The following is a 23,029-nucleotide window of genomic DNA, read 5'->3' on the forward strand; positions in this document are numbered from 1 at the left end:
GGCACAGTCGTGGTGGGCGTGGTGGGCGTGGTGGGCGTGGTGGGCGTGGCGGGCGTGGCGGGCGTGGCGGGCGTGGCGGGCACGGTCGCGGTCAGTGTGGCGGGCAGGGCGGGCGTGGCTGGTTCTGGTGGCGGTGGGTTACGCGGTCGTCCAGCTCGTCGCGGTCGCCCCCGGGATGGGGCTGGGCTGGGACGAGGTCGTCTACGTCAGCCAGGTCGACCCGCGCGTGCCGGCGGCCGAGTTCATCGCGCCGCGCGCCAGGGGGATCACGCTGCTGGTCGCCCCCGTGGTGCTGGTCACCTCGTCCACCGAGGCGCTGCGGGTCTATCTGTGCGTGCTGTCCGCTCTGGGGCTGTACGCGTCGTTCGGCGTCTGGCTGCGGGTGCGTCCCGGGCCCGTGGTGCCGGTCGCCGCCCTGCTGTTCGCGTCCACGTGGCTCGCGCTGTTCTACGGGAACGAGGCCATGCCGAACCTGTGGGTGGCCTTCGGCGCGGTGGCCGCCACGGGGTTCTTCCTGCGCTGCGTACGTCCGGGGGCGGGGCTCGGCCCGGCGACCGGGCTGGCGCTGAGCGTGGCGGCCGTGGCGCTGCTGCGCCCGCCGGACAGCGTCTGGCTCGTGCTCCCGCTCGCGCTCGCCCTGGCCTGGCCCGGGTGGAGGTGCCGGCGGGCCGGGGCCGCCCTCGTAGCCGGACTGGCCGTGGGCTGGGCGGACTGGATCGTCGAGGCGTACGTGCGCTTCGGCGGCCTGGCGGCGCGCTGGCACGCGGCCGGTGCGGCGAACGAGACCGGCCTGCACGTCTCGCTCCTCGATCACGTCAGGGCGCTGGACGGGCCGCTGCTGTGCCGCCCTCCCGCCGACTGCGGGCCCGTCGTGACGCCGTGGCTGGTCTGGCTGATCGCGGTTCCCGTCCTGGCTCTGCTCGGCCTGTACGCCGCCCGCCGCCACGACCGATCACCCGCAGCCCCGCGCGTGCCCGGCGGCGTGCCCAGCTTGCCCGGGTTCGTGCTGGCCGTCGGCTGCGGGCTGGCCATGGCCGTCCCGTACGCCTTCCTCGTCGGGTACGCGGCGCCCCGCTTCCTGCTGCCCGCGTACGCGCTGCTGGCCCTGCCCGTCGCGCACGCCGTGTGGTCTCCGGGCCGGCGCCCCGCCCTGGCCGGGCTCGTGGCCGCCGGTGTGGTGGCCCAGGTCGTCCTTCAGGGGATCACGCTGGACAAGGTCGTCACGGGCGGGCTGGCCAGGCGCGGGGACGACGTCCGGGTGGCCCGCGCGCTGCTGGCCATGGACGTCCGGCCGCCCTGCCTGGTCTACGGCGAGCACGCGGTGATGATCGCCTACCGGATGGGCTGCCACGGCTACCCGGTCCTGAGCTGGCCGCAGGAGGCACCGGCCCAGGTGCGCGGGGCGCCGGGCACGGGCACGCGGGTGGTGGTCGTGGACCGGGGAGGCCCGACGCCCGCGCCGTTCCTGCGGCCCTGGGAGGCGGCCGGGATGCCGGGCCGCTGGCACGCCTACCAGCTGCGCTGAACCGCGAAGACCGGTCAGTCCTCCGAGATCGGGATCCGGAGGACGAATCTGGCGCCGACGTCGGAGTCCTCCAAGGTCAGCGTCCCGAGGTGGACCGAGGCGATCTCGCGGGCGATGGCCAGCCCGAGCCCCGTGCCGCCGGCGTCGCGGCTGCGGGAGGCGTCGAGGCGGGTGAAGCGCTGGAAGACGATCTCGCGCTGATCCGGCGCGATGCCGGCGCCGTCGTCGACCACCTCGATCACGGCGTCGTCGCCCTCCTGTCGAGCGGTCACGACGATCTTCGACTCGGCGTGCCGCTCGGCGTTGTCCAGCAGGTTCGTCAGCAGGCGGGCGAGCTGGAGCCGGTCGCCCATGACCCGCAGGCCCGGCTGCAGCGTGGTGACGATCTGCTTGCGGCGTGGCCTCGCGGTCTCGGCGGCGATCAGCTCGCTCAGGTCGAGGGGCTCGCGGTTGTCGGCGGCGCCGGCGTCCAGCTTGGTCAGCGTGAGCAGGTCGGTCACGATGGCCTGGAGCCGGTCCAGGCTGGCCAGCACCGCGGCGCCCGTCTCCCGCCAGTCGGTGTCGTCGGGATGGAGCAGGGCGTCCTCGATCTGGGCGCGCATCGCCGTGATCGGGCTGCGGAGGTCGTGCGAGGCGTCGGCGGCGAACCTGCGCTGCCGTTCCATCAGCACCCGCTGCTGCTCCAGGGCCGACTCCAGCCGGCCCAGCATCTCGTTCGCGGTCTCCGACAGGGCCTTGATCTCGTCGTCGGACTCCGGCACGGGCACGCGCATGCCGCCGCCGCCCGCGCTGATCTCGGCGAGCTTCCTGGTGATGTCGCCGACGGGCGCGAGCGTCTGGGCCACGACGCGCGAGACCCCGAACCAGGTCAGCGCGACCAGCACCACCGCCAGGCCGATCTGGAACATGAGCACCTGCGGGCTGACGTACCAGGGGACGGCCGGGCCGAAACCGTAGATCGTCCACTCCCCGTCCGGCTGGTACGCGATCAGCACCACCGCGATCTGGCACTTGTGGTCGAAGGCGGGCAGATCGCACAGCGTGGTGTAGTCGTTGGTCTGGCGCAGGTGGGGGATCTCCGAGGTCACCCGGGGCTGACCGGCCAGGTTGGGGCTCCAGGCGACCGGCTCGCCGCGCGGGTTGAGCACCTGGAGACCGTCGAGCCCGGACGGGTCCAGCACCTGAGGCAGCTTGCCACGTTTGATCATGAGCAGCACCGTGATGGTCTTGCCCCTGATGTCGTGCGCCCTGGCGTCCGAGGCCTCGTTGCGGATGCCGTACAAGACGGACGCGCTGACGACGATGTACAGCAGCAGCATCGCGATGCCGGCGAACATCGCCAGCCGTGTCCGCAGCGAGCGGCCCAACCGTGTGCTCACGCAGTCTCCCCCGAGGGTCAGCAGAACACAGTCGTCGCCTTCGCCGCTAACCTCGGGAGATTCCCCGACAAATCCGTTTCGGCACCCATAACGGTGCATAGTCGCCGCAGGCCCAGGGCGGTGGGCACTCCCTCCGTTCGCGACTCAGCCCGTGGGCGCGGGGCCGACCGACTGGCCAGGCTCCAGGGCGCATGGGATCAGGACGTGCGGCGGCGCGTCCTGGACGCCTTCGAGCTGGTCGATCAGGGCGTCGGCGGCCAGGCGGCCCAGCTCGGGGGCCGGCGCCACCATGACGGTCAGAGCCGGCTCGATCATCTCGCCCAGCTCGCGCGTGGTGGCCGCCGAGATGATGGACAGGTCCTCGGGGACGCGCCGCCCGAGCGCCCGCGACCCCTTGACCAGCCCCGCCGAGGCGCCCTCGTTGACCAGGATCACGGCCGTCGAGCCGGGGAAGTCCGCGCCGAGCACGCTCGCGGCCTCGCGCCCCCCGGCCGACGTGCCCTCCACCGCGACGATGGCGGGCGGGGCCCCGAGCGGCGCGATGGCGTCGAGGTAGGCGGACTCGACCCGCGTGATCCGGCCAGGCTCGTGGCCGGCCTGCGCCTTCGTGCGCTGCGTGACCAGCGCGATGCGCTCGTGGCCGAAGGAGCGCAGATGCGCGACCGCCCGCTCGATCGTGGTGGCGAAGTCGATGTCGACGTACGGCAGGTCGTCCTTCTCGGTACGGCCGATCAGCGCGAACGGCACCCCCGACGCCAGCAGCCGCTCGACCCGAGGGTCGCGGATCCGCACCTCCATGAGCAGCACTCCGTCCACGAGCCCGCCGGCCAGCAGGTGGGACATCTGCTCGTCGTCGTTGACCGGCCACAACACCAGGTCGTAGCCGCGCTCGCGCGCCCCGTGGGCCGCCCCCATGACGAACTGGATCACCGTGGCGTTGGGCCGGGACTCCAGATCGGGGTGGAGCAGGGCGAGGATGCGCGTGCGCGAGCTGGCCAGGGCGCGGGCGACGACGTTGCGCCGGTAGTTGAGCTCCTGGATGGCCGCCTCGATGCGGGCGCGCGTCTCAGGGGAGACCCGTTTGCTGCCGTTGACGACGAACGAGACCGTGGCGATCGAGACGTTGGCCCGCTCGGCGACGTCGCGCATCGTGACCATCGAGGCCGCCTCCCCATCAGGCGCGGGCGTGCGAAAGCACTCGCGACTATATCGCCCCCGGGGCTTCCATAAACGCTCGACTTGTTATTGACATCACCAACAGAACGGCGCAACATACTGCACAAGCGAGCATGGTAAAGCGCTTTGATAAATCAAGGCCGACCGGCCGCGCGTGGCTCCGTACCGAAATCGCCGAACGCGCTGATCGAACGCCGAGGAAAGGACTGTCGTGGGAGCCATTCACGTCACGGTGTGGGGTGAGAACCGGCACGAGCAGGTCGAGCCGAAGGTCGCCGAGATCTATCCGGACGGCATGCACAACGCGATCCGGCGCGGCATCGAGGCCCGCCTGGGCGGGCGGGCCACCGTGGGCACCGCCACGCTCGACGAGCCCGAGCACGGCCTGACCGAGGAGGTGCTGGCCGGCACCGACGTGCTCACCTGGTGGGGGCACGCCGCGCACGGCGAGGTGGCCGACGAGGTGGTGGAGCGGGTGCACCGGCACGTGCTGTCGGGCATGGGGCTGCTGGTGCTGCACTCGGGCCACTTCTCGAAGATCTTCACCAGGCTCATGGGCACCACGTGCTCGCTGCGCTGGCGCAGCGAGAATGACCGCGAGCTGGTCTGGACGGTCGCCCCCACCCATCCCATCGCGCGCGGCATTCCCCACCCGATCGTGATCCCCGCCCAGGAGATGTACGGCGAGCAGTTCGACATTCCCGTGCCCGACGAGCTCGTCTTCATCAGCTCGTTCACCGGCGGCGAGGTGTTCCGCAGCGGCTGCACCTTCAGCCGCGGCAACGGCAGGATCTTCTACTTCAGCCCCGGCGACCAGGATTTTCCGGTCTACCACCATCCGGACGTGCTCCAGGTCATCGCGAACGGCGTCGAGTGGGCGGCCGGCGACCGGTCCAGGCGCGAGTTGCCCGCGGTGCGGCGTCACGACTCCGGCGACTTCCTCCCCAGCACGGCCCCCACGGCCCCGTGAAGCAGGCCCGGTGAGCGGGCTCCGCGTCGTCCAGGTCGGGGCCGGTGCGATGGGGCTGGCCTGGCTGCGTACGCTGACCGCCTCCCCCGACGTCGAGGTGGTCGGGGTCGCGGACCTCGACGTGGCGCGGGCGGAGCAGGCCGTGCGCTCGGTCGGCGGCGGCGCCGAGGTGAGTGCCTCGCTCGGCGCCCTGCTGGCGGCGACCAGGCCGGACGCCGTCGTGAACGTCACCGTCCCCGAGGCCCACACCGAGGTCAGCGTCGAGGCGCTGTTCGCCGGTGTCCCCGTCCTGTGCGAGAAGCCGGCCGCGCCCACGCTGGCCGAGGCGCTCGTCCAGGCCGCGGCCGCGCAGGCGTCCGGGCGGCTGCTGATGATCAGCCAGTCGCGCCGCTACTACGCCGCGCTGGCCGCCTACCGGGAGCGGATCGCCGCGCTCGGGCCTCCCGGCCTGCTGACCACCGGTTTCTACCGCGCCCCGAGGTTCGGCGGCTTCCGCGCCGAGATGCCGCAGCCGCTGCTGGTGGACATGGCCATCCACGCCTTCGACGCGGCCCGCTATCTGCTCGGTACGGAGCCGGTCTCGGTCGTGTGCGAGAGCTGGAACCCGTCATGGAGCTGGTATCGCGGGGACGCCTCCGCGACGGCGACGTTCCGCTTCGACGGCGGCGCCCGCTACGTCTACAGCGGAAGCTGGTGCGCGGACGGGCTGGAGACGTCGTGGAACGGCGAGTGGCGCGCGGTCGGCGCCGGCGGGAGCGCGACGTGGGACGGCGTGGACCGGGTCACCTCCAGCCTGGACGGCGCCGCCGACGTGCCGCCCGGCGCCGGTGAGGAGATCGCGGGTGCGCTGGCGGAGTTCGTCGCGGCGCTGCGGACCGGGGTGGAGCCGTCCGGGTCCATCGCCCGCAACCTGGGCAGCCTGGCGATGGTCGAGGCGGCGGTCCGCTCGGCCGAGTCGGGCGCGGCTCGGGTCGAGCTCGCGGACCTGCTGGAACGTGCGTACCGCGACGCGCTGGCGCTGACCGTCCGGCGGGAGGTCCGCGAGCGGCTGGCGTCCTGGGGAACGGCCGCACCGGCCCGCGCACCCGCCGGAACGGACTGACCGCCGCTCGCGCGCCTGCCGAGATGAGGCGGGCGCGCAGGGCGGCGGTCAGCGGGAGCGGTCAGCGACGGGCGGTCAGGAGGTGCCGTGGTCAGTGGGTGCGGCGGTCGATGAGCATGTCGTCGTCGGGCAGGCTCGCCGCCTCCGGCAGCCGCCGCGCCTGCGGCACGTCCGCCCAGCGCAGCAGCGTGGCGGTGGCCGCCTGCCGGTCCGCCTCGGTCAGCCGCGCGATGCTCGCCCCGTGGTTGGAGCCGGGCGCGACGTAGAGGTAGGAGTCACGCCGGCTCGGGGTGAACCGCTCCGCGCTCCACGGGTCGTTCTGCCCGTAGACGAAGAGCATGCGCTCCGACCGGGTGCGCACCCAGTGGTCCACGTCGAGCATCGGGCGCGGGTCGTGCCGGGAGCGCAGCTCGGTGGGCAGCACCGAGTTGGGGTGGTAGAGGCCGCGGTGGCGGGTCAGCCCGCGCAGGTGCGCGAACTTCAGGTCGGGCCAGCCGAGCTGGGTGGACGCCTGGTAGTAGTACGGCCAGTAGTACTCAAGGCCCTGGTCGGTGTAGAAGCCGAAGAAGGTGACGGCGTCGATCCAGGCGTACAGCTCCTCGTCCGTGGCGCTCGCGGGCGGCACGGCGGCGCAGTCCGCCTCGGACATGTACTGCCAGAACGCCCACGCCGTGTCGAGGATCGTCATCTCGAACGAGCGGTCGGCGCTGCCGAGCGTCCTCGCGAACGTGTAGCCGTTACGCGCGGCGTCGGCCTCCAGCAGCGCCACCATGCGGTCGCGGCGCTTGAGCGCCTCGCGCTGCACGGTCCGCAGCGCGGCACGGCAGGCGGGGGTGCCGACACGGTCGAAGAAGCGGTCGTAGGTCTGGTCCGCCTGGTTCACCGGGTCGTCGGGCGCGACGTAGGCCACCACGCCGTCCACGTCGCCGGGGTAGAAGCGGCGGTGGTAGACCGACGTCATGCCGCCCTTGCTGGCCCCGGTCTGGATCCACTTGCCCGAGTAGACGGTCTTGAGCGCCTGGACGATCCGGTGCTCGTCGGTCGCCTCCTGCCAGATCGTCAGGTCGTCCCAGTCGGCTGGTGACGGACGGGACGGGCTGAAGAAGCGGTGCTCGACGGAGACCTGGTTGCCGTCCAGCAGCCGGGTCGGCTCGGTACGGGAGGCCGTGGGGGCGGCGGGCAGCCCGTATCCCCCGGTGTAGAGCACCACGGGCGCGTCGGCCGAGCGGTGCAGCAGGGTGAGCCGCTGCTGGAAGGTCCCCTTGCCGGGGTGGCGGTGGTCGGCCGGCTGGGTGAAGGTCATGACGAAGAACCGGTAGCCGGTCGGCTGGGTCTCCGACACCACGGTGAGTCCTGGGATGGCCTTGAGCCTGTCCAGCAGGTCGTCCTGCGCCGCGGCGGGTGGAGCGTTGAGCGTGAGGGCCGTCATGACGGCCATCGCGGCCGCCAGCGCGGCCAGGAACCGGGATCGCACGGTATGCCGCTCCTTGGAGGGGAGGAGGACCAGTATCGCCCGACCGTATACCGATCATCCCCCACCCGAACAGCCTCCTGCCGCCCCGCGCGTGCGCCGCGTTCGGCACGAGCATCGCGTTCAGCGCGGAGGCCCGTTCAGCGCGGGGAGCCGTTCAGCGCGGGAGCCCGTTTGCAGGACGGGGTGCCGTTCAGGTGGACGGTCGCCGTGTCGCCGCCGGCCAGGGTGAGGACGACCAGGTCGTCCCCCTCGACGCGCACGCCGGGCGACGCCGGCGGCGTCCCGGCCAGCCAGACGAGGCTGACGTAGACGGCGGTGCCGCCGGGATGGGCGCCGATCGCGTACGGGGTGGCAGAAAGGCGCCCGAAGGCGTTGGCCCCCTCGGCCGTGACGATCCCCGTGCCCGTGTACCCGTGCAGCGGCCGCACCCCGCTGCCCAGCCCGTCCAGCCGCCTGGCCTCCCCCTCTCCCAGGTCGAGCGGCACCGGGGCGGCCAGGGCGTGACCGCCGTCGCGCACCAGACGCCCGGCGGGGGCGGTGACCCGGTGGATCCTGATCTCGGCCGCCCCGTCCACGACCGAGGCCGTCACCACCCGGACGGGGCCGTCCTGGTAGGCGGAGGCGGCGAAGCGGTCGGCGACGGCCAGGGGTTCGATCCGCCGCCTGAGCGAGGCGGCGCCGTCGGGGCCGAGGACGGCCAGGTGGTTGTCAACGTCTCCCGTCTCGGGTCCCGAGTGGCTGGTGTAGGCGAGCTTGAGGTAGTGCGGGTCGGGGGCGGCGTCCTGGTCCTGGACGCGGTCGCGGTCGCTGCCGTGGTTGATCAGCCGGACCACGCCGTCGTCGCGGGTGGCGTGCAGCAGCCAGCCGGGCGCGGGCATGGCGATCGACTGGTCGGCCAGGTCGACGGGCGCGGCCTGCTCGGGCTCCGTCCAGACGGGGTGCTCAGGGGGCAGCAGCAGGCCGAGGAACGCCTTGCTGGCCCAGTACGGCGACGCCGGCCCCGAGTACGACTGCGTGACCGGCTCGAAGGCGTCGTACCAGCCGAGAGTGAGCAGGCCGCGCTCGTCGGGCGCGCCGCGCTCGGCGAAGTGCCGCAGCGCGCCGCTGGCGATGCGCCGGGTGCGGCCGGGCGGCAGCGGCGTGGCGCCGGTCAGCGCGCCCAGCCAGAACGGGACGACCGTGGCGAACCGGTACGTCAGCGACCGACCCTGGTGCACAGGACCGCCGTCGGCGGCGAAGAAGTGCTGGTACTGGCCCAGGAAGCGGTGCAGCCGGGCGGCGTAGAGCTCCTGGCGGGCGCTGTCGCCGGCCATCCTGGCCCACAGCGACGGGTAGAGGTGCATGGCCCAGCCGCAGTAGTAGTCGAAGTTCTTGCCCTGGCCGTCGGAGTACCAGCCGTCGCCGGCGTACCAGCTCTCGATGCGCTCCAGGCCGCCCTGGATCTCGCCGGGTTCGTACGGCCCGCCCACCTCGGCCAGGAACTGCTCGACGACCACCCGGAACAGCACCCAGTTGTTGTCCGGGGTGCGCCGCCCGATGAACCCGGCCAGCCAGGCCACCACCCGCTCCCGCTCGGCCGGGGCCAGCCGGTCGAACAGCCACGGGCGGGTCTCGTGCAGGGCGAGCGCGATCGAGGCGGCCTCGACGAGCTGCTGCGACATGTCGGTCAGCGGCGGCCAGGCGTGCGGGTGCGCCGGGTCGGTGCCGGCCACCAGGCCGCTCGCGTACCGCTCGATCAGCGCGGACGGCACCCGGCCGCCCGCGCCGGCGATCCTGAAGGCGGCGAGCAGGAACGTGCGGGCGAACCCTTCCAGCCCGTCGCTGACCGGTCCCGACCTGCTCGCCCGGCCCGGCAGACGGAACTGGGCGAAGCCGTCCGTCGCGTACGGGAGCACGGAGTCGAGCAGGTGGTCGGCCATGGCCTCCCAGTGCGCCCGGATCCAACCGGTGTGACCGGACAGGTGGTCGTCGGACGGGGGGAGACGAAAAGCCATGAGGCGGAGGATACTACGCGGGTAAGCGCTTACCGACCCGGAGACCGCCTAGCCGGCGGCTCCGCCGCCACAGGCGCTGCGGATCTTGTAGAACCACGACAGGTACTGGGAGTGCACGTCACGGCCGCTGATCCGGAGCAGGGAGTCGTCGGCGTTCTCCAGCGTGGTGAAGTTCGCGCTGCCGGTGTAGACGCGGGGCGTGATGCCGCCGTCGTACGCGCCGTCGATCATCATCAGCTTCGTGTGCGGCACCACCGACCGGTTGCCGACGGTGAACCGGCACGGCCTGACCTGGAGGTACTTGCCGTTCGACGCCTTGCGGGCGAGCAGGCCCCTGATGTAGTCGGTGACGTTCCGCTTCGCGGGGTCGTCGTAGTACACGATGTCGATCCAGCAGTTCTCGCCGCGCAGCCTGATCAGCTCGTCGGCGATCTCCTTCCTGGCGGCGTTGAAGGCCGTCAGGGCCAGGCGGATGTCCGTCTGTCTGCTCACGCCGTCGGCGTCCTTGTAACCGCATTCGACCAGCTTGAGCACGTTGACGATCGGGTCGCCCTCCGAGCTCAGGCGGGGGAAGAAGTGCCCCTTGTACGTGGAGCCGGTGGGAGTCGTCCAGAAGTAGTCGGGGTCGACCGGCTTGAGCCGCCCGGCGCGCAGGTCCTTGAAGTAACGGACATAGCCGTCGTAGACCGTGGAGTCGGAGAGGGTGAACCCGTCGTTGTAGGAGTTGTACAGGTACCAGTTCGACAGGTTCGACGAGCTCTGGAAGACGACCTTGTCGTAGGTGGTGCCGCCGGCGACGACGCGGGAGAAGGTGGCGAACTTGTCGTGCAGGTAGTCGCGGGCGATGCAGCCGCGGTTGACGTCCTGGCTCGGGTACTCGCACCGAACCGCCCACGACGCGGCCGTCTCCGTGGTGCCGAGCGCGGCGCTGAGCTGCCCGAAGACGGCGTCGTTGCCGCCGTCTTCCTGGCTGTCCATGATGACCTGGACGCCGACGCCCCTCTCGTGCGCGGCGATCAGCGACGAGGCCACCTCGCTCGACCGGTCGCCCGGGGCGAACTCGTGCATCGCGAACCGGATCTCGCCACCCGCGGGGACGGCTTTGACGAGCCTGATGAGCTGGTCCATCACGGCCGACTGCGTGGCGCTCGGGCTCCCGGCGACGCCCGAGTCGGCCGTCGGGTCGTTGAACACCGGCGCGTTCATCACCGGCGGGCCGCTCACGTCGGCCGCCGCCCCGGTGACCGGCGCGACGCCGATGCCCAAGGCCCCGAGACAGGCCAGGACGGTGGATGTCTTCATTCGCATGAGGGCTCCTGTACGTGATCACGGACGCCTGGGCGCACAACCGCATGATCTCGCTTCCCGGCGTCACCGGCGGGCGATCCGCATGATGCGCCCGGTGCTGTTGAACCCTCGTTGAGCATCCGTTGAGCCCGCCCGCCGCACCACGATCCCCGATCCCCGATCCCCGGGCCCCGCCGCCTCGCGCTAGTCGCCCCGCGTACGGTTCAGCTCGCGCAGCGCGCGGGCGGCGGGCGTGCCCGGATCCCCGGTGATGAAGACGACCTGCTGATCGTCGTCGGGGACCACGAGAATGTCGCAGTTCACCTTCAACATGCCGCCGCCCGGATGCGGCACCGTCTTCGTACGGTGGCCCGGCGCGTGCACCGGATTGGCCTCCCAGAGCTCGGCGAACTCCGCGCTCCCCGCCCGCAGCTCACGCAACAGCCCGGCCAGCGCCCCGTCTCTCGGGTACCGCTCGGCGGCCCGGCGCAGGCGGGAGACCACGACACGGCCGAACTCCTCCCTGCCGGAGCTCTCGGGCAGTGGGCCGGTGCCCAGGAAGCGGCGGCGGGCCAGGTTCGGCTCGGTCTCGAAGTCCCCGCCCAGCAGGATGTGGGCGAGCCGATTCCAGGCGACGACGTCGTAACTCGCGTCGGTGACGATGGCGCCCGCGTCGGGGATGCGGTCGAGCAGCCCGGCCACGTCGGGACGGACGCGGCGTACCGGGCCGGGCGGCGGCGTGGGCGGCGCTCCGGCCAGCTGGAACAGGTGGGTGCGCTCGGCGCGGTCGAGCCGCAGCGCTCCGGTGAGCGCGTCGAGGACGCGCGGCGACGGGCGGGGCCCGCGCGCCTGTTCGAGCCTGGCGTAGTAGTCGACCGACATGTTCGCCAGCTCAGCCACCTCTTCCCTGCGCAGCCCCGGTGTCCTGCGCCGCCGGTCGGCGGGCAGGCCCACGTCGGCGGGACGCAGGCCCTCCCTCCGCGCCCGCAGGAAACGGGCCAGCTCCCGCTTGGCCACGCGCGTCTCCCCTCTCTTCCAGGGATCGGCTGTCCCTGGCTGAACCCCTGTCGCCGGGGGCATCGTCGAAGGCATGAACGACTTCACGGCACCACGGGATTCCGTCGCGCTGGTCACCGGCGCCAACAAGGGGATCGGCAAGGAGATAGCCCGCCAGCTCGCGGACGCGGGCTGCACCGTCTACGTCGGCTCGCGCGACCTCGGCCGGGGCGAGCAGGCGGTCAAGGAGATCGGCGGCGACGCCAGGCCGCTGGTCCTCGACGTCACCGACGAAGGGAGCATCGCGGCCGCGGCGCGGGAGGTGGACCGGCTGGACATCCTGGTCAACAACGCCGGGATCATGCCCGACGACGCGAAGGCACCCGACGCGGGGATCGACTCCTTCCGGCGCACGTACGAGACGAACGTCTTCGGCGTCCTCGCGGTCACCAACGCCTTCCTGCCCGCGCTGCGCCGCTCCCCCAGGCCCAGGATCGTGAACATCTCCAGCGGCACCGGCTCGCTGACCTGGAGCGCGGACCCGTCGCACGCGTTCGCGCTCGCGGCCGGCTCGGGCGCCGCCTACCGCTCGTCCAAGGCGGCGCTGAACGCCCTGACGATCTACTACGCGCAGGCGCTGGACGAGGCGGGGTTCAAGGTGAACGCCCTGGCTCCCGGGCTGCGCAAGACCGATCTCACCGAGCGTGCCGCCTCGGGCGGCGACCCGGCCGAGGCGGCGGAGGCGGCCGTGCGACTGGCCCTGCTTCCCGACGACGGCCCCACCGGCGCGTACGTCTCCTGGGACGGGACCACCGTGCCCTGGTAGCGGTGGGGAGGGCGCGGGCGCTCCCGGCCGGCGGGACAATGGGCTGACTCTTTCGGAAGATCGCCTTCCGCCGAGCCTGCTCTCGTGAGACGGAGTGAGTGTCATGCCCGCACCCGCGCGGTTGCTCGCCTTGCTGGCCGCGGCGACGGTGCTGGCGGGCTGCGCGGCCCACGGCGGCGCGGCGCCTGCCGACACGTCTCTCGACATCGCCACCACGACCCTGCTCACGAGCTTCGACACCGAAGACGCGACCGCCGGAACCCTGCCGTACTTCCAGGCGGTCTACGACACCCTGGTCAAGCGCGAGCCGGACGGCGCGCTCAGCCCCATGCTCGCCACCGGATGGGCCTACGACGCCGCCCGGACCACGCTGACGCTCACCCTGCGCACCGGCGTGCGGTTCGACGACGGCACTCCCTTCGACGCGAGCGCGGTCAAGGCGAACCTGGATCACCTCCGGCGGGGCGACGGCGCCGCGGCCGGCGCCCTGGCCCGGGTCGAGGCGGTCGAGGTGGTGGACGCCACGCGGGTGAGGCTGGTCCTTCCGGAGCCCGACCCCGGGCTGCTCAACTCGCTCGGCGGCCCGGCCGGCCTGGTGGCCGCCCCCGCCGGGCTGCCCGGCGAGGGGCTGCGGATCGAGCCGAGCGGCACTGGCCCGTACGAGCTGGACCAGGCCAGGACGGTGGCCGGCTACACGTGGGTGTTCACCAGGGCGGCCGGCTACTGGGGCGCGCGGCTCCCCTACGACACGATCACGTTCAGCTACCTCCCCGACGAGAGCGCGATCGTCACCGGCCTCACGGCCGGCCGGTTCGACGCCACCCTGCTCCGCGACCCGGCCCAGCAGCTCGCCGTCAGGAACGACCCCAGCTTCAGCACCGTCGAGCAGGTCGCCGACCTTCAGGGCCTGATGCTGTTCGACCGCGCGGGCGCGGTGGCGCCCGAGCTGAAGGACCCACGGGTGCGCAGGGCGCTCAACTACGCCGTGGACCGCCCGACCCTGCTGAGCAAGCTCCGGCAGGGCCGCGGCCAGGTCACCGGCCAGGTCTTCGGGCCCGGCACGGCCGGATACCGGCCCGAGCTCGACACCTACTACGCGCTCAACCGGGCCAGGGCGCGCGCACTGCTGGCCGAGGCAGGGCTGGCGAACGGGTTCACGCTCAGGCTGCCGCGCGACCCGTCCGTGGTGAGCCCCGCGCTGGCCTCCTTGCTCAGGAACGACCTGGGCGCGGTCGGCGTGGAGGTGGTGTGGGAGCCGCTCGACCACGGCTCGGCCCAGCGGCGGATCCTGCTGGAGCAGGCGTACCCGGGGCTGGTCATGACGCTGCGCCAGTCGTCCGACGACTGGGCCGTGCTGCGTGAGCTGGTGCTGCCTGGGCGGCTCAACCCGGCCGGCTACACCGACGCCACGGTGCGGCGGCTGCTGCCGAAGCTCAGGGACAAGCCGGCCGAGGCCGACCTCGAAGCGCTCAACCGGCATCTGGTCGAGGACGGCTGGTTCGTGCCCTTCTTCCGGATGACGTACCTGCACGTGTCCGACGGCACGGTGACGATCAGCCCGCAGGACGGCATGGCGGCGCCGTCCCTCTACGGCTACGCGCCCGCCCGGTGAGGGGCGCGCCTAGCTGAAGCCGTTGGGGCACAACCAGCCGCGGATGGTCGCGGGCGCGCTCCTGAGCAGGGACGGCTGGTCGGTCACCGAGCAGACGTTGCTGCCGTACTCGCCGCCGGTGAAGCCGCCGGTGTCCTGGGTCGCGATCAGTTTCACGCCGCCGACGCTCGGCGAGTCGATCCTGGCGGCCACCCACCGGCCCGAGCACCTCTTGCCGGTGACGCGGGCGTCGTCGGGCAGGCTGCCCTGGTTCATCCGCTTCAGGTAGCTCAGCACGGCGGACGCGGTCGCGCACGGGATGGGGGGCCGGCGGCTGGCCCGGCTCGGGGTCGGGGTCTCGCTGTCCTCAGGAGTCTTCTCAGCACGCGTCGGGGTCGGCTCGGAGGTGTCGTCGGGCGTCCGCTCCGGGGTGTCAGACGGCTCAGGTGTGTCAGACGGCTCGGGGGTGTCGGACGGTGTCTCGCCGGAGCTCTCGGAGGTCTGCTCGGCGGCGTCGGCGCTGCCAGAGGACCGGTTCGGCGGCACGAGCGCGCCCAGCACCCCGGACGAGCTCACCGCGATCACCACCCCGGCCACCACGACCGCGGTGGCGGCCGCCGCCACCGGCCACAGCGGCACCGTCATCCGCTTCCCGCCCCCGCCCGGGTCGGCCGCGCCCGCCCTGATCGCGGCCATTCTGGCGAGGATCTCATGCGCGGCGGGCCGGGCCGCGCGGTCCTTGGCCAGGGCGGCGCGTACCAGGGCGCGCAGCGGCGCGGGCACCCCGGACACGTCGGGATCGGCGCTCATGACGCGGTAGGCCAGCACCTCGGGCGGCCCGGTGCCGAACGGCGGCTGTCCCGTGGCTGCGTACGTCATCAGCGCGCCCCACGCGAAGACGTCGGCGGCGGCGTCGGCCTGCTCGCCCCGGTACTGCTCGGGGCTGATCCACCCCGGCGTGCCGATCAGGCCGCCGGTGCCGGTGAGCCCGCTCTCGTCGAGGGCCCGCGCGATGCCGAAGTCGAGCACCTTCGCCCCGGACGCGGACAGGATCACGTTGCCGGGCTTCAGGTCGCGGTGCACGACGCCGGCCCGGTGGATGTCGGTCAGCGCCTCGGCGATGTCCACGCCGAAGTCGGTCAGCCGCTCGTACGTCAGCGGCCCGTCACCACGGACGAAAGCGTTCAGGGTGGGGCCTGGGACGTACTCGGTGGCCAGCCACGGCGGCATCGCGGCGGTGTCGGCGGCGAGCACCGAGACCGTGCACCGGCCCCTTACGCGGGACAGCATGTCCACCTCGCGCACGAAGCGGGCGTGGAAGTCGGGGTCGGCGGCCAGCCCGGGATGGATCACCTTGACCGCGACCCTGCCGCCGTCGGGCGCGGTGCCCGCGTAGACCACGCCCATGCCGCCGGCGCCCATCCGGCCCGCGATCCGGTAGGGGCCGATGACCTCGCGCTCGTCCGCCGTGAGGGGGCCAAAGCCGCCGGGGTCGCTCATCGAGGCTCCCGATCGCCGGATCATCGAAACAGGGTGATCTTACTGATCAACGCCCGAATTGGCCCTCTTGGGCGCTGCCGTATTCTCTTCGCCTGCCCACCGACCCGCCAGCGCCGATGGGCCACGAGCAGTCACCGTCCTACCGGGGCCTGCTGACCGAGCGCATCGCGCGCCAGCTGGAGCACGACATCCGCTCGGGCGACATCGCGCCGGGCGCCAAGCTCCCGTCGGAGCGCGAGCTGCCTCTCCTGCACGACGCCCACCACCGGCTCACCCCGATCCAGGCGGCCAGGCCGGGGCGGGTTTGGAGCCGTACGACCTGTTCTGGCTGGAGGACTGCACGCCGGCCGAGAACCAGGAGGGGCTGCGGCTGGTGCGCTCCCACACCACCACGCCGCTGCGCAAGCTGTTCGACTTCGCCGCCCAGTACCAGATCAAGAGCGCCGTGCACGGGCCCGAGGACATCTCCCCCGTCGGCATGGCCGCCGCGATCCATACGAGCAGGCGTACCTGCCGGTCAACCGGCTGCTGGACGGCACGGTGCACGACTGGTAGCCGGTCAGAAGTACTGCCCGATGTGGAAATGGCGCACCGTGAGCGGCAGCGCGGCCCGGCTGAGCACCTTGACCTTCCGCAGGCCGCTCGGCTTGTGGATGCTCACCTTGACGCACTTCATCCGCACCACGTGGTCGCCCGGGGGCGCGTAGCGGGAGATGATCACGGCCCGCCGGCCGAAGCCCCGGCTCGTCAGGCCCACGCCCACCTCGCGGTAGCGGCGCCATGAGCCCTTGAGCATGAACGCGGTGGAGCCGAGGATCGCGTGGTTCGCCTCGACGGGGCAGTGCAGGAGGACCCTGAGGACGTCGTTCTGGTGGGGTGCCTCGGGTGAGATGCGGAAGGAGGTGAGCTTGCGCCACTTCGGCTCGTCGTCGTTGTCGTCGGTGGAAGTGGCGGTGGCGGTGGCGGTGGCGGCGGCCGGTGGGGCTGTCAGGGGGACGGCGGCCGGCGGGGCGGCGAGGGCGAGCGCCGCCGCCACGCTCGTGATGGACCGCATCCGCCCTCCTCGCACATCGTGATCGCAGTGCTCCCCATTGTGACGAACGCGCTCCCGTCCTGGCCGGTGCCACGCCGAACGCCGTCTCGTCGCCGGCCGTCACCAGCCCTCGCCGGTCCTCGCCGGTCCTCGCCGGTCCTGGCGACCGCCGTCACCCCACGTCAGCCATCGGTTCCGAGCGCACGGCGTACCGCCTCCTCGGAGCGGGCGACCACCGCCGATCCGTCGTCGGCGGTGATGATCGGGCGCTGGATCAGGATCGGGTCCTTCGCCAGCGCCTCGATCCACCGGTCGCGGTGGGCGGCGTCGCGCGGCCAGGCGTCCGCACCCAGTTCGGCCGCCCGCGCCTCACCGGTCCTGGTGATGTCCCACGGTTCGAGGCCGAGCCGGGCCAGGACCTCGCGCAACTCCGCCTCGTCCGGCGGGTCCTCCAGGTAGTGCCGCACGGTGTAGTCGGCGGCCTCGGCGTCCAGGACGGACAGGGCGGAGCGGCACTTCGAGCAGGCGGGATTGATCCAGATCTCCATGACCCACGACCGTACCGGGCGGCCTCAGGAGAGGACGGCGAGCAGGACGAGCACGAGCGTGACGACGGCCAGCAGTCCGTGCCCGACGACGACCGCGACGGGGAAGTGCCGCTCGGCCGGCGCGACGGCTCCGGAGGCGGCGGCACCGGGGACGGCCCCGGGGGCAGTCCCAGGGGCGGTGGTCTCGGAGGCGGCGGTCGTGGGGGCCGCGGTCTCCGGGGCGGGGGCGCGGTAGATCGGGATCCAGCGGGCCAGCATGACGAAGCCGAGCAGGGCCACCGGCACCAGGATGATCAGTGCCGTCCAGGCGAGGCCGGTCGAGCGGGTCGCCAGGTAGAGGATCCAGGCGACCAGCCCGGCGGCGGCGAGCAGCAGATGCCCGAAGACCACCGGGCTGGGCAGCCGGGTGCCGGCGCCCTCCTCGCGGCGCAGGCCGCCCCGGGAGATCCAGATGCCCAGCAGAGCGAAGCCGCCGAGCGCGGTGACGATCCAGGTGATGAGTGCGGCGATGTCCATGATCCTCCTTCGCGGATCAGGTGTGGAAACCCTCGGCCTGCGTCTTCTCGTCGGCGACGCGGACGCCGTAGCGGTAGGCGAGCTTGCCTCCCAGGTAGCCCGAGACCGCCAGGGCGGCCAGGCTGACGGCCGACAGGGCCACCTGCCCGGCGGCGACCGGCTCGGCCGCGGCGTCGCCGGTGGCGCGCCAGGCCCAGGCCAGGCCGTACGCGGCGGTGACCGTCAGGTTGAGGCACATGTGCACGATCCCCGTGCGGTACGCGGCGGTCCCCCGTTCGATGCCGAGGAAGTCGAGGAACCCGAGCAGGGCCGCCCCCAGCGCCCCGAGCACACCGGTCGCGATCAGCCAGAGCGAGCCCCTGACCAGGAAGGCCGGGTCGGGCACGACGTACGAGGCGAGGTCGAAGATCAGGCTCGTCACCCAGGCACCGATGGGCACGGTGACCAGGATCGGATGGAACGGGTGCCCGTACGGGCCGGCGAGAGCGGTCGCCGGGCGCTTGGCGCGATGCAGTGGACTCGTCACGGCCCACCTCCTATTTGCCAACAAGTTTTGGCTTTATTCGGCCCGCGGGTCTATGGCTAAGCAGTTAGAGGAGGCTGTCTTCGACATTTGACCCACTGTCATGGGTGTTACTCTCACCACATGAGCTCAGCGCTCGAAGCCGTCGCGGTGCTCGGCGACGACCTGCGGCGCCGCCTCTACGACCACGTCCGCCGCTCGCCCGCCCCCGTGACCCGCGACGAGGCGGCCCGCGACGCGGGCATCTCGCGCAAGCTCGCCGCCTTCCACCTCGACAAGCTCGTCGCCGTCGGCCTGCTCTCCGTCTCCTACGCCCGCCCGGCCGGCCTGCGCCGTGCGGGCCGCACGCCCAAGGTGTACGCACCGGCCGAGACGAGCCTGCAGATCAGCATCCCACCGCGCGAGCACGGCCTGCTGGCCGGCATCCTGCTGCGCGCCGTACGCCACCAGGCCCCCGGCGAGAGCGGCACCGAGGCGGCACTGCGCTCGGCCGCCTCCCACGGGCGGTCACTGGGCGCGGCCGACCGCGACCGGCTCAGGCCGGGTCGGCTCGGCCCGGAACGGGCCCTCACCTACGTCGCCGACCTGCTCGAACGCCACGGCTTCGAGCCGGCCCGCGACGCCCCCACGCGGATGACCCTGCGCAACTGCCCGTTCCACCCGATGGCGGCCGACGACCCCGACCTCGTCTGCGCCATCAACCACGCCTTCGTCTCCGGCCTCCTCGACGGCCTCGGCGCCACCACGCTCGACGCCACCCTCGCGCCCAGACCCGACGGCTGCTGCGTCGCACTCGCTCCCAGGACACCGCCCGCTTGACCTTGACACCGGCGTCAACGTCTACCCTCGGTCTCCCGGCCTCGACGAACGGACGCCCATGACTCCCGACCACGACACTTCCGGCGGCACTTCCGAGGGCACGCCGCACAACACTCTCCGCGACATCCTCCTCGACCACGACCAGAGCTTCTTCGACGCTCTGACGAGCGGTGACGCCGGCCGGCTGAAGGAGCTGCTGTCGGACGACTTCCTCCTCGTGAGCGTCGAGGACGGCGCCGTCGCCGACAAGGAGACGGTCATCGGCCTGCTCGCGTCCGGGGCCCTGGAGTTCCCGAGGATCGAGTCGTTCCCCGGGGAGGCGGTCGTGCGGGTGGTCGGGGATGTGGGGATTGTCGTCGGGCGTACCGGGATGAACTTCACCAACCCCGACGGCACCCCGTTCAGCGCCGCGAGCCGGTACACCCATGTGTACGCCGCCGCCTCCCCCGGCCTCTGGCACCTCGTCTCCGCGCAGGGCACCACGATCAAGGCGTGAGGGTCTGGACGGGGGCGGGCCGGGATCGCATCATCGGGGGCGAACCCATCAGAAGGGGGAGCTCCCATGCGCGCTGCCGTCAGGTTCGTCATCCTGCTCGCCGTCGCACTGGTCGCCCTGGTGATCGCCCAGGTCGCGGCCACCGCGGCCACGGCCATCGAGTACGGGCTCATCGCCTGAGGCGGGCCCACCCGTAGCGGCCACCCGAAGCCGCCCTGGCGTGGCCGGCCGAAGCCCCATAATGAGGGACCGGCCGACCGCGACGGGAGAGGAGAACGGGTGAGCCATCCTGCGCCGATCGCGACCGCTGAGCCGGTCGTCGGGCGCCGTGAGCGTAAGAAACAGGCCACGCGGGCCGCGTTGCGCGAAGCCGCGTTGCGCCTGTCGCTGCGGCACGGCGTCGAGAACGTCACGGTCGAGCAGATCGCCTACGAGGCCGACATCGCGCTGCGCACCTTCTTCAACTACTTCTCCAGCAAGGAGGAGGCGGTGGTGGCCTCGCTGTCGTCCGGGGCGGAGGCGCTCATCGCCGAGTTCCGGGCCCGGCCGCTCACCGAGTCGGTGCTCCAGGCGTTCCGCGAGGCGGTGCTCACCGTCATGAACCGCAGCGACGCGGCCGGCCGCGACTACATCGAGGCGATGCGGCTGATCAGGAGGGCGCCGTCGCTGGTGCCGCAGAAACTGGCCGTGCTCGCCGCCCAGGAACAGGCTCTCGCCACCGCGATAGCCGACCGCCTCGGCCTTCCCCATGGGCGGGGCCCGGGGGACGGCCCGGTCTATCCGGCGGTGTGCGCGGCGGCGGTGCTGTCAGCCCTCCGGGTCGTCCTGGATCGGTGGCTGCTGCCGGGGCCCGGCCCCGAGCCGACGCCGTCGATGGCCGTGCTGGGCCGGCAGATCGACGAGGCCATCGCCGAACTCGCCACCGGCCTCGACCGGCACCGCTGACCCACGGCCTGAGCCACGGCCTGAGCCCGGCCGCCGGCCTCCGGACGGGACCGAGACCCCTGACCTATCGGCCCGGCGGCTTCATCAGCGATCGGCCAGGTTCTTCACCCAGGCGGACACGCTCTCCATGAGCACGTCCAGCTCCCGGCGCAACTGCGTGTTCTCCGCGCGGATCTCGGCGTTCTCGTCGCGTACGGCCGCGCAGTCGCCGCGCAGCTCCAGGTTCACCCGGCGCAGCTCGGCGTTCTCCCTGCGCAGCCAGCGCAGCTCGGCCAGCTCGTCCGCCGTCGCCCGATCCTGCGGCTGGTACGCGGGCGACGGCTCCGGACGGCCGGCCCCGTCCGGGACGGCCCGCTCCTCACGCGACCGGAACGCGTCCCCCCCAAGGCCCCAGTTCCGCGTGCACGATCGACATGGGCCGAGCCACCCGGGGGCGAACGGCTGGGTCACCTCGGCGGACGAGCGTCGCACCGGCTCCCCGCGCAGGTCGGCGGCAGGGGCGGGATGCGAGGCCCTGACACCGGCGCCCGCACCCGCATCGGCATCGGAACCTGCACCGGCATCGGCAATCGCATCGGCATTCGCACCAGCACCGGCACAACGCCCGGCGATCGGCTCTGGGACCGGCCCCGCGGCGGGAGGTTGCGGAGTGGCGGGTGCAGCGGTGGCACCGCGACATGAGGCAGCCCAGCGCCGGCGGCGACGACCGGCACCTCGACCGCAGCGCGTACATTGTGCTCAGCCGCCTGGAGCTCGACGGCCCGATGTCGATCGGGCAGCTCAGCGAGGCGTTCAGGGTGGCCTCGTCGACCGTCCACCGGCAGAGCGCGGCCATGCTCTGCGCCGGGCTGGTGGAGCGCATCCCCGACCCCGAGGGCGGCATCGCGCGCAAGTTCCGCCTCACCGAGGAGGGGCGGCGCCGCCTGGACGAGGAGCGGAGCCGGAACGTGCGCGGGCTGGAACGCGTCCTCGCGGGCTGGAGCGAGGAGGACACGGCCGCTTTCGCCGCCTGCCTGCGGCGGTTCAACGCCGGGATGGAGCGCCTCTCAGCCCAGCGCCCGCCACCCGCCTGACCTGCTCCACCTGAATGATCAGCGAGCGGGACGGGGCCAGGGGCGGCCTTCGAGCCGTTCGATGTCGGAGTTGAAGCGGCGCAGGTAGCCCGCGAAGGCCGCGGTGTCCTCCTCGCTCCAGCCCTCCAGCACCTTCTCCAGCCCCTGGATGTTCTGCAGGCGCTCGGCCCTGAGGCGGTGCTCGCCCTCCGCGGTGACGCGGAACTTGCGCGCGATGCCGCCTTCCGGGTCGGGGATGCGCTCGACCAGCCCGGCCCGGGTCATCGCGGAGGTCTGCCGGTTGAGCGTCGAGGGGTCGAGCCGGAACGCCTCGCTGAGCTGGCCGATCGACATCGGGCCGTCGAGCTCCAGGCGGCTGAGCACGATGTACGCGCTGCGGTCGAGATGTCCGCCGTCGGGGTGAAGACGTGGCGCGGACAGGTAGCGGTGCCGCCCGAGCAGCATGGTCTCGTACTCGATGCGGTGGGTGGACTCGTCCATGGCCGGTCTTGATCCCTCCTCGCCGCCAGCCTACACAGGGACGCCCCCGCCCGAGGCCGGCATACCGGACGCGGAACGTCCGGAACGGCCCCTAACATGCGGGGATGACCCAGCATCTCGCAACACACGACCAGGGGCCGATCGAGGCCGGGCGGCTCACCGTCGTCCCGGCGAACGAGGCGTCCTGGGAGGACCTGGACGCGATCTTCGACGCCAACGACGCCCGCCGCTGCCGCTGCCAGCGGTTCAAGGTGGCCGGCTGGTTCTGGCGGGACACCACGCTGGAGGAGCGGGCCGCGATGCTGCGCGCCCAGACCGCCTGCGACGAGCCGGACGCGCCGGTGACCAGCGGCCTGGTGGCCTACGTGGACGGGGAGCCCGCGGGCTGGGTGGCGGTCGAGCCGCGCACGGCGTACGTGAAGCTGCGCACCTCCCGCATCCCGTGGGCCGGCCGGAACGAGGACCGCGACGACGACGACGTGTGGGCGGTGACCTGCCTCGTGGTCCGCAGGGCCTACCGGGGGCGCGGGCTCACCTATCCCCTCGTGCGGGCCACGGTCGGCTTCGCCCGCGAACGCGGCGCGCGGGCGCTGGAGGCGTATCCGATGATCACCCGGGCGGGCAAGGAGATCACCTGGGGCGAGCTGCACGTGGGGGCGCGGCAGGTGTTCGAGGAGGCCGGGTTCGCGGAGATCACTCATCCGACGGCGCGGCGGGTGGTCATGCGGATCGACTTCGCCTCCTGACCGCTCCCGATCGTACGTATACACGGAGTG

The 23,029-nt window shown here is 72.7% G+C and carries 24 protein-coding genes and 1 pseudogene; 11 read left to right on the plus strand and 14 right to left on the minus strand.

Annotated features, from left to right (window positions below; translation table 11 throughout):
• The first annotated feature begins 94 nt into the window (after positions 1–94).
• On the plus strand, positions 95–1,525 hold the full coding sequence (locus ABFX54_RS16755; RefSeq protein ID WP_346105777.1) for a hypothetical protein: 1,431 nt from the start codon (positions 95–97) through the stop codon (positions 1,523–1,525).
• A 14-nt stretch (positions 1,526–1,539) separates the two neighbouring features.
• Here the strand turns inward: ABFX54_RS16755 and ABFX54_RS16760 are convergent, their stop codons facing one another.
• Together ABFX54_RS16760 and ABFX54_RS16765 are read right to left on the minus strand one after the other, a co-directional pair.
• A complete protein-coding gene (locus tag ABFX54_RS16760) occupies positions 1,540–2,904 on the minus strand; it encodes a sensor histidine kinase (protein ID WP_346105779.1) in 1,365 nt (454 codons plus the stop codon).
• Between the two features lie 144 nt (positions 2,905–3,048).
• The gene (locus ABFX54_RS16765) at positions 3,049–4,062 is read right to left on the minus strand and encodes a LacI family DNA-binding transcriptional regulator (protein WP_346105781.1); all 1,014 of its coding nucleotides are present in this window, start codon (positions 4,060–4,062) and stop codon (positions 3,049–3,051) included.
• Positions 4,063–4,291: 229 nt separating this feature from the next.
• Here ABFX54_RS16765 and ABFX54_RS16770 point away from each other — a divergent pair, with 229 nt between their 5' ends.
• Both ABFX54_RS16770 and ABFX54_RS16775 read left to right on the plus strand, forming a co-directional pair.
• The gene (locus ABFX54_RS16770) at positions 4,292–5,050 is read left to right on the plus strand and encodes a ThuA domain-containing protein (protein ID WP_346105783.1); all 759 of its coding nucleotides are present in this window, start codon (positions 4,292–4,294) and stop codon (positions 5,048–5,050) included.
• A 10-nt stretch (positions 5,051–5,060) separates the two neighbouring features.
• Entirely contained in the window at positions 5,061–6,152 is a 1,092-nt protein-coding gene (locus ABFX54_RS16775) for a Gfo/Idh/MocA family protein (RefSeq protein WP_346105785.1), read from the plus strand.
• Between the two features lie 91 nt (positions 6,153–6,243).
• Here the strand turns inward: ABFX54_RS16775 and ABFX54_RS16780 are convergent, their stop codons facing one another.
• The 4 genes from ABFX54_RS16780 to ABFX54_RS16795 form a co-directional block, all read right to left on the minus strand.
• Positions 6,244–7,626, minus strand: coding sequence for a S28 family serine protease (locus tag ABFX54_RS16780; protein ID WP_346105787.1), 1,383 nt, complete (start codon positions 7,624–7,626; stop codon positions 6,244–6,246).
• 137 nt (positions 7,627–7,763) lie between these two features.
• Complete coding sequence (locus ABFX54_RS16785; RefSeq protein WP_346105789.1) at positions 7,764–9,620, minus strand: DUF2264 domain-containing protein; 1,857 nt, start codon at positions 9,618–9,620, stop codon at positions 7,764–7,766.
• Between the two features lie 48 nt (positions 9,621–9,668).
• On the minus strand, positions 9,669–10,928 hold the full coding sequence (locus ABFX54_RS16790; protein ID WP_346105791.1) for a phospholipase D-like domain-containing protein: 1,260 nt from the start codon (positions 10,926–10,928) through the stop codon (positions 9,669–9,671).
• A 183-nt stretch (positions 10,929–11,111) separates the two neighbouring features.
• Positions 11,112–11,924: a helix-turn-helix transcriptional regulator gene (locus ABFX54_RS16795; RefSeq protein WP_346105793.1), complete on the minus strand. Its 813-nt coding sequence runs from the start codon at positions 11,922–11,924 to the stop codon at positions 11,112–11,114.
• Positions 11,925–11,997: 73 nt separating this feature from the next.
• On the opposite strand from ABFX54_RS16795, the gene ABFX54_RS16800 reads away from it, so the two are divergent.
• A complete protein-coding gene (locus ABFX54_RS16800) occupies positions 11,998–12,729 on the plus strand; it encodes an SDR family oxidoreductase (protein WP_346105795.1) in 732 nt (243 codons plus the stop codon).
• A 103-nt stretch (positions 12,730–12,832) separates the two neighbouring features.
• Positions 12,833–14,341, plus strand: a complete 1,509-nt coding sequence (locus ABFX54_RS16805; protein WP_346105797.1) for an ABC transporter substrate-binding protein — start codon at positions 12,833–12,835, stop codon at positions 14,339–14,341.
• 9 nt (positions 14,342–14,350) lie between these two features.
• On the opposite strand, the gene ABFX54_RS16810 is transcribed toward ABFX54_RS16805, so the two are convergent.
• Positions 14,351–15,844: a protein kinase domain-containing protein gene (locus ABFX54_RS16810; protein WP_346105799.1), complete on the minus strand. Its 1,494-nt coding sequence runs from the start codon at positions 15,842–15,844 to the stop codon at positions 14,351–14,353.
• Positions 15,845–15,936: 92 nt separating this feature from the next.
• Here ABFX54_RS16810 and ABFX54_RS56950 point away from each other — a divergent pair.
• Positions 15,937–16,050, plus strand: a pseudogene (locus ABFX54_RS56950) (hypothetical protein); the annotation flags it as partial.
• 40 nt (positions 16,051–16,090) lie between these two features.
• On the opposite strand, the gene ABFX54_RS16815 reads toward ABFX54_RS56950, so the two are convergent.
• From ABFX54_RS16815 to ABFX54_RS16835, 5 genes are all read right to left on the minus strand, one after another.
• Positions 16,091–16,366: a hypothetical protein gene (locus tag ABFX54_RS16815; protein WP_346105801.1), complete on the minus strand. Its 276-nt coding sequence runs from the start codon at positions 16,364–16,366 to the stop codon at positions 16,091–16,093.
• Positions 16,367–16,379: 13 nt separating this feature from the next.
• Complete coding sequence (locus ABFX54_RS16820; RefSeq protein ID WP_346105803.1) at positions 16,380–16,874, minus strand: hypothetical protein; 495 nt, start codon at positions 16,872–16,874, stop codon at positions 16,380–16,382.
• Between the two features lie 161 nt (positions 16,875–17,035).
• On the minus strand, positions 17,036–17,401 hold the full coding sequence (locus tag ABFX54_RS16825) for an ArsC/Spx/MgsR family protein (RefSeq protein ID WP_346105805.1): 366 nt from the start codon (positions 17,399–17,401) through the stop codon (positions 17,036–17,038).
• A 24-nt stretch (positions 17,402–17,425) separates the two neighbouring features.
• Positions 17,426–17,917: a hypothetical protein gene (locus ABFX54_RS16830; RefSeq protein ID WP_346105807.1), complete on the minus strand. Its 492-nt coding sequence runs from the start codon at positions 17,915–17,917 to the stop codon at positions 17,426–17,428.
• 16 nt (positions 17,918–17,933) lie between these two features.
• The gene (locus ABFX54_RS16835) at positions 17,934–18,443 is read right to left on the minus strand and encodes a DUF2231 domain-containing protein (protein ID WP_346105809.1); all 510 of its coding nucleotides are present in this window, start codon (positions 18,441–18,443) and stop codon (positions 17,934–17,936) included.
• A gap of 120 nt (positions 18,444–18,563) precedes the next feature.
• On the opposite strand from ABFX54_RS16835, the gene ABFX54_RS16840 reads away from it, so the two are divergent.
• From ABFX54_RS16840 to ABFX54_RS16850, 3 genes are all read left to right on the plus strand, one after another.
• Positions 18,564–19,259, plus strand: a complete 696-nt coding sequence (locus tag ABFX54_RS16840; RefSeq protein ID WP_346105811.1) for a helix-turn-helix transcriptional regulator — start codon at positions 18,564–18,566, stop codon at positions 19,257–19,259.
• A 58-nt stretch (positions 19,260–19,317) separates the two neighbouring features.
• Entirely contained in the window at positions 19,318–19,755 is a 438-nt protein-coding gene (locus tag ABFX54_RS16845) for a DUF4440 domain-containing protein (protein ID WP_346105813.1), read from the plus strand.
• Between the two features lie 279 nt (positions 19,756–20,034).
• Entirely contained in the window at positions 20,035–20,700 is a 666-nt protein-coding gene (locus tag ABFX54_RS16850) for a TetR/AcrR family transcriptional regulator (RefSeq protein WP_346105814.1), read from the plus strand.
• A gap of 84 nt (positions 20,701–20,784) precedes the next feature.
• Here ABFX54_RS16850 and ABFX54_RS16855 read toward each other — a convergent pair whose 3' ends face one another.
• Positions 20,785–21,171 carry an MreC domain-containing protein gene (locus ABFX54_RS16855; protein ID WP_346105816.1) on the minus strand — a complete coding sequence of 129 codons (387 nt, stop codon included), beginning with the start codon at positions 21,169–21,171 and terminating at the stop codon, positions 20,785–20,787.
• A gap of 206 nt (positions 21,172–21,377) precedes the next feature.
• On the opposite strand from ABFX54_RS16855, the gene ABFX54_RS16860 reads away from it, so the two are divergent.
• A complete protein-coding gene (locus ABFX54_RS16860; protein WP_346105818.1) occupies positions 21,378–21,773 on the plus strand; it encodes a MarR family winged helix-turn-helix transcriptional regulator in 396 nt (131 codons plus the stop codon).
• An 18-nt stretch (positions 21,774–21,791) separates the two neighbouring features.
• Here the strand turns inward: ABFX54_RS16860 and ABFX54_RS16865 are convergent, their stop codons facing one another.
• A complete protein-coding gene (locus ABFX54_RS16865) occupies positions 21,792–22,253 on the minus strand; it encodes a MarR family winged helix-turn-helix transcriptional regulator (RefSeq protein ID WP_346105819.1) in 462 nt (153 codons plus the stop codon).
• A gap of 104 nt (positions 22,254–22,357) precedes the next feature.
• Here ABFX54_RS16865 and ABFX54_RS16870 point away from each other — a divergent pair, with 104 nt between their 5' ends.
• The gene (locus ABFX54_RS16870) at positions 22,358–22,999 is read left to right on the plus strand and encodes a GNAT family N-acetyltransferase (RefSeq protein ID WP_346105820.1); all 642 of its coding nucleotides are present in this window, start codon (positions 22,358–22,360) and stop codon (positions 22,997–22,999) included.
• Positions 23,000–23,029: the final 30 nt, after the last annotated feature.

The organism is Nonomuraea maheshkhaliensis (assembly GCF_039529435.1).
GTDB lineage: Bacteria > Actinomycetota > Actinomycetes > Streptosporangiales > Streptosporangiaceae > Nonomuraea > Nonomuraea maheshkhaliensis.

What these genes read in the sequence shown, in the direction of transcription:
- ABFX54_RS16765 (WP_346105781.1), bottom strand. Translation starts at nt 4,062, where the DNA reads ATGGTCACGATGCGCGACGTCGCCGAGCGGGCCAACGTCTCGATCGCC.
- ABFX54_RS16785 (WP_346105789.1), bottom strand. Translation starts at nt 9,620, where the DNA reads ATGGCTTTTCGTCTCCCCCCGTCCGACGACCACCTGTCCGGTCACACC.
- ABFX54_RS16845 (WP_346105813.1), top strand. Translation starts at nt 19,318, where the DNA reads ATGACTCCCGACCACGACACTTCCGGCGGCACTTCCGAGGGCACGCCG.
- ABFX54_RS16830 (WP_346105807.1), bottom strand. Translation starts at nt 17,917, where the DNA reads ATGGACATCGCCGCACTCATCACCTGGATCGTCACCGCGCTCGGCGGC.
- ABFX54_RS16820 (WP_346105803.1), bottom strand. Translation starts at nt 16,874, where the DNA reads ATGCGGTCCATCACGAGCGTGGCGGCGGCGCTCGCCCTCGCCGCCCCG.
- ABFX54_RS16790 (WP_346105791.1), bottom strand. Translation starts at nt 10,928, where the DNA reads ATGCGAATGAAGACATCCACCGTCCTGGCCTGTCTCGGGGCCTTGGGC.
- ABFX54_RS16800 (WP_346105795.1), top strand. Translation starts at nt 11,998, where the DNA reads ATGAACGACTTCACGGCACCACGGGATTCCGTCGCGCTGGTCACCGGC.
- ABFX54_RS16805 (WP_346105797.1), top strand. Translation starts at nt 12,833, where the DNA reads ATGCCCGCACCCGCGCGGTTGCTCGCCTTGCTGGCCGCGGCGACGGTG.
- ABFX54_RS16865 (WP_346105819.1), bottom strand. Translation starts at nt 22,253, where the DNA reads ATGGACGAGTCCACCCACCGCATCGAGTACGAGACCATGCTGCTCGGG.
- ABFX54_RS16810 (WP_346105799.1), bottom strand. Translation starts at nt 15,844, where the DNA reads ATGATCCGGCGATCGGGAGCCTCGATGAGCGACCCCGGCGGCTTTGGC.
- ABFX54_RS16840 (WP_346105811.1), top strand. Translation starts at nt 18,564, where the DNA reads ATGAGCTCAGCGCTCGAAGCCGTCGCGGTGCTCGGCGACGACCTGCGG.
- ABFX54_RS16860 (WP_346105818.1), top strand. Translation starts at nt 21,378, where the DNA reads ATGAGGCAGCCCAGCGCCGGCGGCGACGACCGGCACCTCGACCGCAGC.
- ABFX54_RS16825 (WP_346105805.1), bottom strand. Translation starts at nt 17,401, where the DNA reads ATGGAGATCTGGATCAATCCCGCCTGCTCGAAGTGCCGCTCCGCCCTG.
- ABFX54_RS16870 (WP_346105820.1), top strand. Translation starts at nt 22,358, where the DNA reads ATGACCCAGCATCTCGCAACACACGACCAGGGGCCGATCGAGGCCGGG.